We start from the raw sequence: 14,865 nt of genomic DNA, 5'->3' as shown, positions 1-14,865 counted from the left end.
ACGAAATCAATGGGTGGCTCTATCACAGAATACGTATGTGTATATGGAAACAGTGGAAGAAGCCAAAAACTAAAGTACGCAATCTCATAAAGATGGGCGTGCCCAAGGACTTGGCGCTTTTGGCTGGTAACAGTCGGCGCGGACATTGGTTTACCACACATACAGTCGCAGTCAACATGGCAATGACAAAAGAAAGACTGATAAACAGTGGCTTCTATGATTTAGCCACAGCCTATCAGTCTGTGCACGTCAACTATTGAAAGCGCCGTATACCGAACGGTACGTACGGTGCCGTGAGAGGACGGCGGTTAGTCACCGCCTCCTACTCTATTATTATTATTTAATTGTTACTGGGAGCTTGCCAGTTGGTGTGCTGCCACCAAACAATGTGAAAATTGCAGCTGGGATGTTAGCACCATACTGCTTTGAATTAGGCTTTCCTGTAGGCATCTCTGGCATCCCCTTTGGACAATAGCAAGCAACTACACCATCTGCCTCCGGACACATTGTGACGTCATAAGGCAACTTAGCGCTGAGCAAAATAAATTTACCGCCATTCTCATGAGTCTTTGCTACAAGCTTGTTTGCCAATTCCTGATTTGTAAAATCAACAGAAATCATAATTACAACATCGGCTCCATTGATTGCCGATATCACACTTTTATCGCCCATGTTCTTCAAGCAAACAGATTGTATATTGTCGCTGTTTACATCCACATTAGTTGCCTTTGCAATTTCAATACCATAAATAATAGAATTCGCCATGTTAGCATCGGGATAAAGGACTACAACTTTTTTGTCTGAAGTTACTGGAAATGCACTGTCATTTTTGACTGCTGTTATAGCTTCCACTGCTATGTTCCATTCGATTGCGTGATGCTCGCTTGAGCCAACAGTATTTTCGGCCAATGTTTCTGATGGTGTGATTCTAGCTGATTTCTTCATGACATTTAAAGAATCATCATTCAGCAGCCCATATTTCGCTTTTGTCTTTAAAATCCTGTATACAGATTCATCCACTCGCTCTGATGAAATTGCTCCTGATTCGACCTGTGCCACTACCCCAGCTATATATTTATCCATGTTTTCTATGCCTTTTGTAGAGGATAAATCGACAGGCATAAGAATCATATCAGCCCCTGCATTTATTGCAAGCCGCGCCGAATCCTGTTCATCAAAATGAGCAGAAATTGCATCCATATACATTGCATCTGTGATAATAATGCCTTTATAACCAATGTCTTTTCTAAGAATGTCTGTCAAAATCGTTTTTGACAATGTTGCCGGCAAATATATTTCTTCACCAGTTGATATTGATTTGTATGTCTGAGTTTCAATCTTAGGATACTGAATATGCGCTGTCATAATAAAATCAGCCTGCTTAGCGGCACTTGCATATGGAATCAACTCCAGACTTTTCAACTCTTCATAAGTCTTATTGATTTTTGGAAGCCCTGTATGACTGTCAGTAGCTGTATCTCCATGGCCTGGGAAATGCTTTAAGGCCGCCATTACACCATTGCTGTGAAGCCCTTCAATATACTTGGCTCCGTAGGTTGCTACAACCTGTGGATTGTCAGAGAATGATCTGACGCCAATTACTGGATTTTCAGGATTATTATTCACATCCATTACTGGGCCAAAATCTACATTTATTCCCTGAACCGCCAGCTCATTTCCTATCACAGAAGCAGCGCTATATGCATTTTCAGGATTGCCTGTAGCCGCAATCGCCATGTTTCCTGGCATCGCAGTACCAGTATTAAGTCTTGTGATGTATCCGCCCTCTTGGTCAATTGATACCAGAAGTGAACTTGTTGCGCCGCCTTCTAAATTGGCCTGCTGCATAGATTTTATCAGAGATGTTGTTTGAGCAGCGTTCTGGCAGTTTTGAGCGAACACTATCACTCCACCAAAACTATATTTTCTAAGCAACTCTTTTTGTGCATCATTCAATTCTGTAACACTTGTTTTCCCCTCGTTCCAATATCTGATAGTAGGCATCAGCATCTGGGCTACTTTCTGTTCTGTGGTCATACTATCAACCATAGCTTTAATCCCATCAGCAGCATTGGCTGTCATAGGATTAGTGGCACATACAATTGTAGAGATAGTCATACACATAGCCATTAATATTGCAAATTTCTTTTTAATCATGTCACCCTCCAATACATATCACTATGCTATCATCTTGGCAGATTCTTTATGTGCTCAGCTTCCTTTATGATTTTTTCTTTCCACTCGTCATCTTCCGCATCAAGCTGATATGTCTTGTAACCATACTGAGGCCCCAAAGAACATACCACTGTCTCATCATCAATATGAAGAGAAATCCTGTATCTGCTTGGAAGCTTTTGTGGAAGTATTGTTTTATTGTTTCCCTGCACTTCCTTTAGATGACGCTGAGCATTTACAATTCCGTCAAAATGAACTTTATAATGTTTGAATAAGTTTTTAATGTATCTTTCTGTACGAAATGAAGATGTGTAAACCCAAACTTCATACCCTAGTCGCTGTAGCTCATTTACCAAATCTGGTGTACCAAGTCTGAGACGTTCTTTATATATTTTGTTAAAAGGAAACCTAAGAGCTGGTTCCGTTTTATGAGTATCTGGCGAAACAAAAAGAACTTCATCCAAGTCGAAAGATACCCTCATTTTTTCTTCACTGTAACTGTCATTATTCATCCCTTTATCCTCTTTATGTATCCAGTCCTTTTATTATGTCCATAACCGCTTTGGACCAGTTTTCCTCACCATCGATGTTGAATTCCTGGAAGTCTTTTGTTTTATTATCAATCATTAATACAACATCGTTATCTACATGTAAGGTAACTAAGTATTTTTTTGAATATAAATCCTGAATAGCATTCTTATCATCTTTAAGCTGCTTACGTTTTGATGTACCAGTAATAATTCCAGTCACATGCACATGATACTTTTTGAAAAGATTTTGTATATAATCGGTAGAATAGAATTTGGAACTATAAATCCAGATATCATATCCACTTTTGTTAAACATGTTAAACAATGCTGGAATTCCTAATCTCAATCTGTCTTTATAAATCCTGTTTATAGGAAATGGTAAAGCTTTTTCTGCTGGGCCATTATTTTCATTCCAAAATACAACTTCATCTAAATCTAGCGTAACTCTTTTATCATGATTAGAATTCTTGATTATATCCCTGATTTCCTGTTCGTGGGTCACATTAATAACCTTAACAGGAATCCTTGGCTTTCCCAATCTAACGGCAGCAGCCCATCTGTGATGACCATTTAGAATCATATATCCATCGGGTCGTATCTTTTCTACCATAATTGGCTCTTCACCATCATAGTAATACCCGTTGGTATTTTCATTATGAATAAATTTCTTTTCATAATCAGAAATAATTCTATAGCTTGGTCCAACTGATGGAATTGAAAACTCATCATCTGGATTTGGATGCAATTTCTTGCATGCCGCTTTAGATACAAAAAAACGATTTAAAAGCCCTGCTTTTACCGGCATTGCAACTCCGGCATAGGTTTTAATTTCTTTTGCAATAAACTCGTCAAACTCTGTACCAGCGTTTTTCCCCATAGGTCACTCAACCTTTCCTTCTCCCCTAAAACTCTCTCTAAAACGTATCTTAGCACAAATATAAATCCAAATCGTGAAAAAACAATTAAAGCTGAGTAAGTCATTAGAAACAATGCGGTCTTGGAGGTCTTGGGGTGCTTGAGTTCTTGGGGGATTTATCGCATCCCAACGAATACTTCTGGCTTAATAGACTTTTTGCGATATAAAAAATCTATTACTCATATCAATTTATCGCAGGCAAACGTAGTGATGCAGTCTTCCAGATAATTTGCGATACAAAATCAGCAAAATCTATTATTTTTTATCGCAAACTTCCCAGAATGCCGCATGTATCCATTCCATTGCGATAATATCTAGCATTTTCAAAGGAATTCATATCGCAAAATCTCATATACCCAGCATGCTCTCGTCTCGTTGCGATAAACCCCCCTAAATATATTGGTTTTACAGCTTCATCATTGCTAGTGCAGCTTTGGCTTCATTAAAAGTAAATGGATTATCTCTAGTTTCAAATGTGACAATTATATTCTTTCCCGGTATCAATCCATTTTCATAGTACTTTCTAATCTTATTAAAGGCTGCCTTAGCGTAGTCTGGATTGTCCATTTTTCCAAAGTGTTCCCAATATATTAACATTCCTGTGCCGGGATGTTTAATTGTAAAATCCGGATAATAATTCTGTTTTCCAAGTATTAATTCACACTCATATCGATATGGTATTCCAGCCTGTGTTAATGCCATATCAATAAATACCTCTGATTTTGAGCGAACATATCTACCCGAGGGACAAAGTACATTTCTCTGTTCTGGATATAACGGATTTGTTTTGTATTCTTCATTTTGCCAATCTTCCTTCTTATTAATATTCTTTGGTAGTAATTCAAAATAGCTTGCACTATTCAAAAACTTCTCCATCTCTTCATGGCATTTAGAATCTAATAACATTAATCGATGATTGATGTTACTCTTATCTTCCAACAATTCATTTTTTCTCAGCAATAGATATTTCTTTAGCGCTAGCTTTTCTGCTAATTGGCGATTTTTTCTAGATAGGTATTCCCTGGCGCTCCCATCCATATAGTACCATCGATGTGATTTATTATTTGTATATGCCTTTAGTTCTCCCGATGGCATAGTCTTTAGTTCATTGTCTATTTCTGTTAGTTCTTTATCTATTTCATATAATTTTTTAAGATAGTATTCCTCTATAACTCATACACTCCCTTCATTCAAAACTATAAATACTAATTAATACTGAAAAATTGTGCGATACGCACTTAATAATTGAAAGGACTAAGCGTCCTTAGAAAATAAGACTTGGATAATATAACATGTAAAAATAATATTTGCAAGGACTGTTATTAACAAACTCTTATTTTAGTATCAAAAAAGGCTGCCGCACCAAGTAATTAGTGTGACAGCCACTTTAATTTATTTCTGCAATTGCTATGGCGAAATCGCCCTGATTTGAAATCGATATTTTAATGTCTGAAGCTCCGATTTGGTCTAGAATCTTTAGGATGTTCTCATTACCATTAAACTTTGGAGCTCCATTTGATAATCGAATTGTTTCAACCTGTCTGAAATCAAAATTGACTTCAGGAAAGTTGCCACATATTGCTTTATAGCATGCTTCCTTTACGGCGAAACGCCCTGCAAGGAATTCATAATAATTAGACGCAGTCTTAGCATCCTCTTTTTCAATATCTGAATATGTTCTCTTAGCAAAAGCACCTTTAGTGCGATTATCTAATTCTTTAATTTCTGAGATAGATACCAAATCGATACCTACGCCTAAAACATTTGCCATTATTTCTGTCCCATAGCACGAACTGCTGAAATTACAACATTTCCTTTGATTTCTGATACAGGTGCCCCTCTTGAGCAATCACATACAATGCTGTTGAAGCCTTGAAGCATTGGGCCATAAGCATCTGCATGGCCAAACTGCTGAATGAGCTTAACAGCTGTGTTACCTACGTTAAGATCTGGCCAGATAAGTACATTTGCCTTACCTGCAACCTTGCTCTCACGGTTAACCTTCTTTGCTGCTACTGCTGGAACAATTGCTGCATCAAGCTGGAACTCCCCATCAATATCAAGATCTGGACGCTTTTCATTTGCAATCGCAAGTGCTTCCTTGACCTTATCAATTAGCTCGCCCTGACCTGAGCCAAGTGTTGAATAACAAATCATAGCACATCTTGGTTCCCAGTCAAGAAGTCCCTTTACTGTATCACAAGCTGAGATAGCAATATCTGCAAGCTGCTCAGCTGTTGGGTTTGTACAAACCGCACTATCACCTACAGCGAGAAGCTGTCCTTCGCTTCCTTCAAATCCGGGGATATCGCAAAGACCGATAGATGAAACTGTGCTGATTCCTTCTTTTAATCCAATAATCATCTGGCCTGCAAGAAGAACATCACCAGTGGTGTTGTCGATACCGGCAAATGTAACATCTGCTTCTCCAACAGCCTGCATAGCCATTGCATAGTAGAGTGGATTTGCCATTCTACGACCAAGTGCCTTTTCCTTAAGCAAAGTGTGTGGAAGTGCAACATACTTGGCAATAATATCATTCTTGTAGCTTTCTTCATCAATATCTACTATCGTAAATACGTTTTCCTCATAGCCTCTTTCAGCTATAAGCTCTTTGATGCGAGCGCTATCACCAACTAAGATAGGCTTAATGTATCCTTCTTTACCTGTCTCGTAAGCGGCTTGCATCATCTTTTCATTTTCAGCTTCAGGAAACGCAACCTTTTGAGGGTTTGCCTTAGCCTTTTCATAAATCTTATCAAGTACGCTCATTGTATTCTCCTTCGTATATACGAATTACAATTCCTCTTCAACCTTCTCTACAAGGTCCCCGATTGTCTTACAAGCTGCTGCATCAGCAAGCTGAATCATAGCATCTAATTCATTCTCAATTTCTGAAACAAGACCAACCATCATAACTGATGTGCCGCTGATATCCTTACCAAACTCTGAATCTATGCTAAGCTTAGACTCATCTGCGTTGTAGCACTGTGCTACCATCTTAATAATTGCTGCCTCAAGTTCTTTTCTTTCCATTTTCTAAATCCTCCTAAAGTCCGGCAGTTACGTTCACAAGCCTTAGTGTTTTTCAGCTCAACAACACGTTTCGCTAGAAAAACCTAAGAGCTTGTGCACTACTGCCTCATCTAATAGTTGTTTTTCTTTATTACATTTATCAATCCGTACTCGCAAACTTGACATATGTACGGCTAAATGATTACTACTCGTCTAATTCGTAGACTACTGTCTTGAATCCACCGTCACGATCGATGATTTTTGCGTGAACTGGAAGTGGGAGCTTTTCAAGAAGCTCTGGACGAGTCTTCTTGCTGATTCCGATAACAACTCCGTTGAATTCAGCGCCTTCCTCCGTCTCGATAACGCCATAAGCGTATTTACCCATGCGCTCTTTGTATTCTGGCTTTGATGAAAGTGGAGCTGGAAGTACGATAGACTTCATAACAGCCTTACCGCTAAGCTCTACCCATTCTGTATCATCGCAGCCGCAAGAGTTACATGCATAAACAGGTGGGAACTCAACAGCGCCACATCTCTTACACTTTCTACCGAGAAGCTTGCCCTGCTCTAAACCTTCATAATATGTCTGAACAACCTTCTCAAGCTTAAGATTTGATTCCTTAGCTGGCTCCTTTGATGGCTCAAAGTTATCAACTGTCTCAAGCATGATAGCTGCTACATTCTGAGATCCGCCGTAGCCTCTAAGCATTGCTGTCTTAGGAAGCTTCTTTACCTGGTGCTCACCACACTCGCCACGCATCTGCATGCAGCACTCGTATACATCAGCAAGACCTGAAGCTGCATGAGCATGTCCGAATGATGTACGGCCACCGTTTGTATTGATTGGCTTATCACCATCAAATGCTGTTCTGCCTTCGCAAATGTATTTCCAACCTTCACCGTATGGTAAGTATCCTGCAAGCTCAGCTGCATAAAGGTGTGATGTGATGATAAAGTCGTTTGCGAAGAAAATATCAAGATCATCTCCAGACTTTCCTGTAAGCTCGTACACCTGACGGATAGCTTCTTTTGTTGCATTGATTTCAAAGTGAGGTGTTGATGCCTCGCAAGCTGCACTACCAATACCGATGATTTCGATTGGCTTATGTCTCAAATTCTTGCAAAGCTCAGGAATCTTCTCTGTAGCAATAACGATACATGCTGCTGCACCATCACACTTACGCTCGATGCCTTCCATTCTAAGGAAGTCGCCAGACTTAGGGTTGTATGGGCTTCTCATGTAATCCATAACATCATCGAAGCCTTTTTCCTTTGCAATATCTGCAAACTCTTCATGTGTAATAGCAAGTGGATTGTGAACTGCATTATGTCTATTGTTGATAGCCATATGGTTTAAAGTATCATCCATCTGCTCTGGAGTGATACCACGTGTTCTAACATAGTCTTCTGCGCAATCATCATAGATGAGCTCCATTGGAGCCATAAGAGGTCTTGCGTATGTCTTATCATAAATCCATGAAGTTGTCTTAAGGAACTTATCCATGGTCATTTTATCTCTCTTATATGGATGCTTTGGCTGCTCTACGCTCTCGCTTGGAGTTGGAATAGCATCTCCAAACTCAACAGCTCCTGTAAGTACACAATCATACTTTCCAGATGCTACTGCATTTGCTGCAATTTCAAGTGCAAGATAACCTGTACAGCATGCCTCTGAATGATGCATAGAGCCCTTACCCTTCATACCAAACCAGTTTGCAACCTGTACATTTGGTGTAATGTAGTTTGAACCGTTAAGTGGGCTAGCCTCACCATGGAAGTAATAATCTACATCCTTTGGCTCAACGCCTGCATCTTCCATTGCCTTAAGTGCTGCGTAACCAAACATTTCACCCTCTGTTAATCCTGCAGTCTCTGGATTATCAAGAGTATTCATAAATGGAGTGCAGCTTACGCCTACGATTGAGACGCTTCGTGAATACTTATTAATCTTTGTCTGATTCATTTTTCTCTCCTTTTTAATCCGCAAGTTACTGTAACAAGCCTAGTTCTTCTATATACTTTAGTCCGTCTGTTACGGTAACAAGCATGGTAATTCTTCGCTCAGCTTAGAATGCTTCGCTTAAGAATCATCATAGCTTGTTACCTACCGACTCATCTAAAACCTAAGAGCTTGTTACTTACTTGCTCATCTAAACATTAAAGCTTATCGCGTATTACCTATGTTTACGACTCTGGGCGCCAGCATGGTTCTCCTGTATATTGCTTTGCCTGCTCTTCGCCATCGAGAACACGGATGGCGCCGGCTGCCATAGCCTCAAGCTCAAATTCTCCTGGATATGCTGTAACTTCTGCAATCCATGAGCATGCATCAGTAATATCTTTTACAAGCTTCTTGTTGTGGACCATTCCACCGCCAAGAAGAATACCATCTACTTCGCCATGCAAAACCGCTGCCATTGAACCAATGTATCTGATAATCTGATATGTCATTGTGTCCCAGATAAGCTTTGCTTCCTTGTCGCCAGCCTCTGCTCTGTTGAATACCTCAAGAGCATCAGATGTTCCCAAGTGACTTACAAAACCACCAGTCTTTGTTGTAAGAGAAAGTGTCTCTTTCATATCTGGATGGTCGTATGCATAGCGAATCATCTGTGCCGCTGGCACTGAACCACAACGAGTTGGTGCCATTGGGCCGTCACCTGCAACGATGTCATTGCCATCAATCATCTTGCCTTTGCGGTGGGCTGAAATGGAAATACCACCTCCAATATGGCAAACCACATAATTCTTATCCTCGTACTTAACCCCTTTAAGATTGCTGTGTCTAATAGCTGTCTCCTTAAGGTTAAGTGCATGAAGATGTGAGTCACGATAAACGCCTTTGATACCTGTCATTCTTGCTTCGATAATAAACTCATCTGTATCAGGTGGATTTACTACAAATGCAGGCTTATTAAACTGTGTCGCAAATTCATTTGCCAGTTGTGAACCAAGCTGTGCTGGGTGCTGAATTCCATTAGCTCCCCTGCGTGCATGATCTAAAATCACATCGTTCACCTCATAGGTGCCACCTTCTACCGCAAGAAGGCCACCGCCTCTTCCAACAAATGCATCCACTGTAGATAAATCAACTCCAGCTTTTTCAAGCTCAGCTAAGATAATCTCTTTTCTGTATGGAAGCTGATCACTAATACCTGCAAATTCAGCAAGCTTTGAAGCATCGTGAGATACATTTGCCGAAAACTTAAGCTCTTCTCCATCAAAAAATCCAACTTTTGTTGATGTAGAGCCTGGGTTAATTGTTAGTATTTTGTAACTCATTTTTCTCTCTCAAAACTTTCTTTAAATTCTAAGATTATTCTATGTTTGATTAAGCTCTTATCATATTTTATAAAGCCTATATCTTTTTCTTTTATTGCATATCTCAAACCGTATATACGATATCTGCAATAATTGATAAATATGCGTTGCAATGATACCGATTATTCTTATTTCTTAATAATCTTTATAAGCAACTTCTGGAATAAATCTCCTACAACACCTACATACCAAACGCCGGAAAGCATTGCAGCACCAATTTGAAATGGCGTTGTTCCAAGGTTTGTGACATCCATAGGCCCCATAATTGTAAGGCCGATTGCCCATCCTGCCAGCCACGCTGGAATGAAAACAAGCTTATCAAGAAGTGTGCCAATAACAACTGCTAATCCACCCATAATAAATAAAGTAAGATATACTGTGACGTTTGTTCCAAGGTTTGATGCAGCCATCACATTTGTTGCGATAACTGCCCAAATGTCTCCACATAAGAATCCAAGAGAAACTGGAACCGCCATCTTGATATCATTATTAAGGCAAGCAAAAAGTCCTGCACAGATAAGTGCTACTGCCCCTACTGTCACTCCAATGTATGGTGAAAGCACTGCCCAGATTGGTGGAAGTAGTGCAACTGTAAATGCTAGTGTCAAAGCATTAATCCATTTTTCTTTCATATAATCTTTCCTCCATCTAATCCAAATTAGTAGACCTTGGATTATCCTTAAGGCTTATGAATATAGCAAACGGCATTTAAATCCAACGAGCATTAGTAAGTTTCTCTTCCTTGATGATTGTGTCCTTCATGCACTCTACTGCTTTTTCAAGACCTTCATCAAGGCTCATAAGAGAATCTTCGTGCTCTATACACATAACCTTGTCGTAGCCTACCATTCTAAGGTTTGAAATAATATCATTCCAATATAATCTGTCGTTACCATATCCACATGAACGGAATATCCATGAACGATTAATCTCGTCAGAATATGACTTAGTATCAAGCACACCATTTAAGCGTGTGTTGTTTTCATCTATTCTTGTATCCTTTGCATGAACATGGAAAATCGCATCCTTAAGAGCACGAATAACTGTAACAGGATCCATTCCCTGCCAGATAATATGAGATGGATCAAAGTTGCATCCGATTTCTGGACCTACTGCCTCACGAAGCTTTAATAGTGTCTGTGTATTGTAGACACAAAAGCCTGGATGCATCTCAAGTCCTATCTGGGTAACTCCATGTTCTTTTGCAAACTTTACAAAGTTCTTCCAGTATGGAATAAGCACTTCATTCCACTGGTATTCAAGTATCTCACCAAAATCGTTTGGCCATGGGCATGTTACCCAGTTTGGATACTTAGATGTCTCGCTATCACCAGGGCAACCAGAGAAACACTCGATATTATGAATGCCATACTTTTCTGCCATAAGAACAGCATCTCTCATAGCCTTATCAGACTCTGCTGCAAATTCCTTGTTAGGATGTACAGGATTTGAGTGACATGAGAAGCCAGACACGGTAATTCCAGTATCGTCTAATGCCTTTTTCCACTCAGCATATGCAGCCTCATCATTTAATAAAACATCAGGATTGCAATGATCTTTTCCTGGATATCCACCTACACCTACTTCAACACACTGGATTCCCTTTTCAGCAAAATATTCAAGTGCCTCTCTCCAAGGCAAATCTCCTCTTACATTTGAACAAACTCCAATTTTCATATCCTTCACCTCTTCAAATACATAAGAAGTGCTATGATTTCATAGCACTTCTAAAAATTTATTAAGCATTTTTTACATTACCAAATGCATTTTTATCAGCTGGCCATACCCCAGGATTGAAATCTGCATATGGTTGCTTGAGCTCCTTAAGATTCTTGATTGTACCTGAAGGCTGTGCCTGGGTCTTAATCTCTGTAGAATGCTCTAGTTTTCCACCCCAACGAAGTCTTGAACGGTCAAGCTCTTCATCTGTAAAGTTGAGCTTGAACTCACCATCGACAATATCAAATGTTGCGCGACTTCCACATACTACACATGAAGCTGTTTTTCTATCATGAGAGAACTGAACAAGTCTTGTGTGGCAAATTGGGCATGTACCTTCTTCCTCACCACGGAACTTAAGTCTCTCTTCTTCTGTATCAGCATTGATAGAAGCAACAATATTCTTACCAACCTGAGTCATTCTCTTCATCATATCTGGATTACCAGCTACGTTTTCGCAAGCCATAGCACCGTAGTACTCAACTGTATCAACAACATCGATGCCCCATGGGAATGTGAACTCATACATCATTGGAAGTGTAAGAGCAATCCACTCCTCTGTCATAGCTCCACCAACTGAGATAAGAGCTGCTGAACGCTTCTTTAAGCAACGAACATCTGGAAGCTGCTCATCTGGAACACCTGCTGCCTTGCCTTCCTCGATTCTAACCTTTCTGAATGAAAGATCATGGCTAGGTCCGATTCTATCGCAAATTGTTTTGAAACGACCTGTAACAGATGTCTCATATGTAGGGCAAGCAAGGATAACAGCATCAGCCTGCATTACAGCCTCATCAAGAATATCAAAATCATCATGCTTTACGCAGTAGCCGCGGCCTCTGCCTGACATCATGCCGATTACACATGCGATACATCCTGTACAGTTGTTAATATCTAAATCATCTGCACGTAAGAATGCAACATCACAGCCTTCTCTCTCGCACTCCATAAGCGCTTCTTTAACCATGACATCACAGTTAGACATCTTACGTCCAAATGAAATACCAAGAACTTTCTTCTTTTCCATTTAATAATTACCTCCGGGTTTGTTTATTACATTATGGTAATAATATATATCACGACATAATGTTCCACTTTAAAAATGTTGTGTCCATATTTGTCAAATTTTGCAGGATTTTTTTGCTGCTATTTTACTTGCAATGCATGTTTTATTTTTATTGCAAGCTGAATAATAACTACACAAATTACTGGATATATCTATTGCAAGGCATTTCACAGAGCCTATTCTTAGGTGTATCTCTGGGTGTATAGCTGGATGTATCGCAAACTCACAGTAACTTCTGGCTTGTAATACTTTTTGCGATACAGAAATGCTAATAATCAGCTATTTTTATCGCAAACTACTTAAGTTATGCGACCTCCCAAACAATTTGCGATATAAAATCTGCAGATTCTTCTATTTTGTATCGCAAACTCTCTGGCAAACCGCATATACTCGTTTCTTTGCGATATATTCTATAAATATTCTAAAATTCTGTATCACAAATCCTCCAGCATGCCTCTTGCGTTCGTCTCTTTGTGATACACCTTCGCAATATTCTCATGTTCTGTATCACAAATCCTCCAGCAAGCCTTATATCTTAGACTTTTTGCGATACCCCACCGAAATCAAAAACTTTTACTACTTCATAACAAAGCAAAAACCAGAGGCATTTCGCCTCTGGCATATAGGGATGTTATTTACATGCGTCTCTGTCTGTAAGACCATCTCTTACTTTATCCATGTAACCTGGCTTATCCAAGTTGTAGATAAGAAGAGGAATGATACCAATTAAAAATACGATACCTGGCAGTAGATTTGCACACATGTTAATACCAAACTGAATGTGTGTAATCTGATCTGTAAGGCTTGCAATGATTCCAGGATCTGTTGCACCTTCAAGCTGTCCTTTAAGTGCAAACATGCTGTCATAGCCATATAATCCCATGATTACAAGGAATGTTGAGTTTGCAAGAGCTGTTCCAATCTTTGTAGCCATTCCTGAGAATGAGAATGCCATACCATCATTTCTGTAACCATACTTGAGATCAAAATCATCGATAGCATCTACAATCATACCAGCTCCTGAAGGGCCTGCAATATAACCAAAGCCATAAATAATCATCATCACAAAGTTGAATGCAACATTTGTTGATGGGCCAAAGAAGATGATAATAAGTGAAAGACCTTGAATAAGCATTGAAACGATACCGATGTTTCTCTTACCATATTTCATGCAAAGCTTTGGAGCAAGTGGCATTACAAGTGTACCAACTATCATCTGCATCATCATAAAAATTGTGATGTGCTTCATGTCGCCTACTACATGCATGTAGAAGAATACTGCTACTGAAATACGTCCAAGCATACCAAACATGTTAAACATGCTGTATGTAAGTGCACATACAAGATTTCTGTTTTTAGCAATAAGCTTGAGACCTTCAATAACACTTCCCTGGTCTTCCTTCTTAACATTGATTCTTTCCTTTGAAAGAGCTGCTACTGCCCAGAACAATGGAAGCGCAATAAGTGCAAGGACTATTGCTGTTGAGTGATAACCGGCTTTCTGATCCCCATGGCCAAACCATTCTACAAGACGAAGAACAGAAAGGTTGAGAATAATCTGTCCGATTGTCATACCCATCATCTGAGCTGCATTTAATCTGTTTACTTCCTTAGGATCACGTGTCATAACTATAGGCAATGCAAGGTAAGGTACATTTGTCATTGTGTATGACATGCCAAGACCGATGTATGTAATGTATGCATATGCAAGCTTAGCAGGACCGCCAAATCCTGGTACCGTAAATGTAAGGATTGTAAATATTACCAAGAATACTGCGCCGACAACAATGTAAGGACGGAATCGACCATGCTTTGTGTGGGTACGTTCCATAATTGTTCCCATCATAGGATCATTAATACCATCCCATACCTTTGCAATAAGCATAAGAAGAGCTACCGCTCCAGTTCCAAGACCGAATACGTCTGTGTAAAAAATAGAAAGATAAGTACTTACCATTGTCCATGAAAGCTGAGAAGCAAAATTTCCCATACCATAAACAACATAGTTGATTGGCTTAAGTGGAGCCATGCCATACTGATTAGCTTTTGTAATACCAGATTTGATTGTTGTATCTGCCATATTAGTTGTATCCATCTTTTTCCCCCATATAATTTTTTAT

General features: G+C 39.5%; 13 protein-coding genes and 1 pseudogene. 1 reads left to right on the top strand and 13 read right to left on the bottom strand.

Annotated elements, in window-relative coordinates:
• Positions 1–260, top strand: a pseudogene (locus T498_RS17245) (group II intron reverse transcriptase/maturase); the annotation flags it as partial.
• 76 nt (positions 261–336) lie between these two features.
• Here the strand turns inward: T498_RS17245 and T498_RS15455 are convergent.
• The 13 genes from T498_RS15455 to T498_RS0109100 all read right to left on the bottom strand — a co-directional run bounded on the left by T498_RS15455 (position 337) and on the right by T498_RS0109100 (position 14,840).
• Positions 337–2,157, bottom strand: a complete 1,821-nt coding sequence (locus T498_RS15455; protein ID WP_051524693.1) for a glycoside hydrolase family 3 protein — start codon at positions 2,155–2,157, stop codon at positions 337–339.
• A 29-nt stretch (positions 2,158–2,186) separates the two neighbouring features.
• A complete protein-coding gene (locus T498_RS0109155; protein ID WP_028235653.1) occupies positions 2,187–2,687 on the bottom strand; it encodes a hypothetical protein in 501 nt (166 codons plus the stop codon).
• Between the two features lie 13 nt (positions 2,688–2,700).
• Positions 2,701–3,582 carry a ParB/RepB/Spo0J family partition protein gene (locus T498_RS15450; protein WP_036978271.1) on the bottom strand — a complete coding sequence of 294 codons (882 nt, stop codon included), beginning with the start codon at positions 3,580–3,582 and terminating at the stop codon, positions 2,701–2,703.
• Positions 3,583–4,026: 444 nt separating this feature from the next.
• A complete protein-coding gene (locus tag T498_RS16245; RefSeq protein WP_051524692.1) occupies positions 4,027–4,716 on the bottom strand; it encodes a hypothetical protein in 690 nt (229 codons plus the stop codon).
• Between the two features lie 292 nt (positions 4,717–5,008).
• On the bottom strand, positions 5,009–5,392 hold the full coding sequence (gene acpS / locus T498_RS15440; RefSeq protein ID WP_051524691.1) for a holo-ACP synthase: 384 nt from the start codon (positions 5,390–5,392) through the stop codon (positions 5,009–5,011).
• Positions 5,392–6,393, bottom strand: a complete 1,002-nt coding sequence (locus T498_RS0109135; RefSeq protein ID WP_028235652.1) for a phosphate acyltransferase — start codon at positions 6,391–6,393, stop codon at positions 5,392–5,394. Before T498_RS0109135 ends, acpS begins: the two co-directional genes overlap by 1 nt.
• A gap of 24 nt (positions 6,394–6,417) precedes the next feature.
• Positions 6,418–6,657 (bottom strand): acyl carrier protein, encoded by a 240-nt coding sequence (locus tag T498_RS0109130; protein ID WP_028235651.1) that lies wholly within the window; start codon positions 6,655–6,657, stop codon positions 6,418–6,420.
• A 184-nt stretch (positions 6,658–6,841) separates the two neighbouring features.
• The gene (locus T498_RS15435; protein WP_330372291.1) at positions 6,842–8,602 is read right to left on the bottom strand and encodes a thiolase C-terminal domain-containing protein; all 1,761 of its coding nucleotides are present in this window, start codon (positions 8,600–8,602) and stop codon (positions 6,842–6,844) included.
• 221 nt (positions 8,603–8,823) lie between these two features.
• On the bottom strand, positions 8,824–9,921 hold the full coding sequence (gene buk, locus T498_RS0109120) for a butyrate kinase (RefSeq protein WP_028235650.1): 1,098 nt from the start codon (positions 9,919–9,921) through the stop codon (positions 8,824–8,826).
• A gap of 167 nt (positions 9,922–10,088) precedes the next feature.
• Entirely contained in the window at positions 10,089–10,592 is a 504-nt protein-coding gene (locus T498_RS0109115) for a DUF1097 domain-containing protein (protein WP_028235649.1), read from the bottom strand.
• A gap of 76 nt (positions 10,593–10,668) precedes the next feature.
• Positions 10,669–11,637: a sugar phosphate isomerase/epimerase family protein gene (locus T498_RS0109110; protein WP_028235648.1), complete on the bottom strand. Its 969-nt coding sequence runs from the start codon at positions 11,635–11,637 to the stop codon at positions 10,669–10,671.
• A gap of 61 nt (positions 11,638–11,698) precedes the next feature.
• A complete protein-coding gene (locus T498_RS15430; protein ID WP_036978268.1) occupies positions 11,699–12,706 on the bottom strand; it encodes a flavodoxin family protein in 1,008 nt (335 codons plus the stop codon).
• 670 nt (positions 12,707–13,376) lie between these two features.
• Positions 13,377–14,840, bottom strand: a complete 1,464-nt coding sequence (locus tag T498_RS0109100; RefSeq protein WP_242839226.1) for an MFS transporter — start codon at positions 14,838–14,840, stop codon at positions 13,377–13,379.
• Between the last annotated feature and the right edge of the window lie 25 nt (positions 14,841–14,865).

The organism is Pseudobutyrivibrio sp. MD2005 (genome assembly GCF_000621865.1).
GTDB lineage: Bacteria > Bacillota > Clostridia > Lachnospirales > Lachnospiraceae > Pseudobutyrivibrio.
This window is presented reverse-complemented; position numbering and strand designations above follow the sequence as displayed.

What these genes read in the sequence shown, in the direction of transcription:
- buk (WP_028235650.1), bottom strand. Translation starts at nt 9,921, where the DNA reads ATGAGTTACAAAATACTAACAATTAACCCAGGCTCTACATCAACAAAA.
- T498_RS15450 (WP_036978271.1), bottom strand. Translation starts at nt 3,582, where the DNA reads ATGGGGAAAAACGCTGGTACAGAGTTTGACGAGTTTATTGCAAAAGAA.
- acpS (WP_051524691.1), bottom strand. Translation starts at nt 5,392, where the DNA reads ATGGCAAATGTTTTAGGCGTAGGTATCGATTTGGTATCTATCTCAGAA.
- T498_RS0109155 (WP_028235653.1), bottom strand. Translation starts at nt 2,687, where the DNA reads ATGAATAATGACAGTTACAGTGAAGAAAAAATGAGGGTATCTTTCGAC.
- T498_RS0109135 (WP_028235652.1), bottom strand. Translation starts at nt 6,393, where the DNA reads ATGAGCGTACTTGATAAGATTTATGAAAAGGCTAAGGCAAACCCTCAA.
- T498_RS0109130 (WP_028235651.1), bottom strand. Translation starts at nt 6,657, where the DNA reads ATGGAAAGAAAAGAACTTGAGGCAGCAATTATTAAGATGGTAGCACAG.
- T498_RS15435 (WP_330372291.1), bottom strand. Translation starts at nt 8,602, where the DNA reads ATGAATCAGACAAAGATTAATAAGTATTCACGAAGCGTCTCAATCGTA.
- T498_RS0109100 (WP_242839226.1), bottom strand. Translation starts at nt 14,840, where the DNA reads ATGGATACAACTAATATGGCAGATACAACAATCAAATCTGGTATTACA.
- T498_RS0109115 (WP_028235649.1), bottom strand. Translation starts at nt 10,592, where the DNA reads ATGAAAGAAAAATGGATTAATGCTTTGACACTAGCATTTACAGTTGCA.
- T498_RS16245 (WP_051524692.1), bottom strand. Translation starts at nt 4,716, where the DNA reads ATGCCATCGGGAGAACTAAAGGCATATACAAATAATAAATCACATCGA.
- T498_RS15455 (WP_051524693.1), bottom strand. Translation starts at nt 2,157, where the DNA reads ATGATTAAAAAGAAATTTGCAATATTAATGGCTATGTGTATGACTATC.
- T498_RS0109110 (WP_028235648.1), bottom strand. Translation starts at nt 11,637, where the DNA reads ATGAAAATTGGAGTTTGTTCAAATGTAAGAGGAGATTTGCCTTGGAGA.
- T498_RS15430 (WP_036978268.1), bottom strand. Translation starts at nt 12,706, where the DNA reads ATGGAAAAGAAGAAAGTTCTTGGTATTTCATTTGGACGTAAGATGTCT.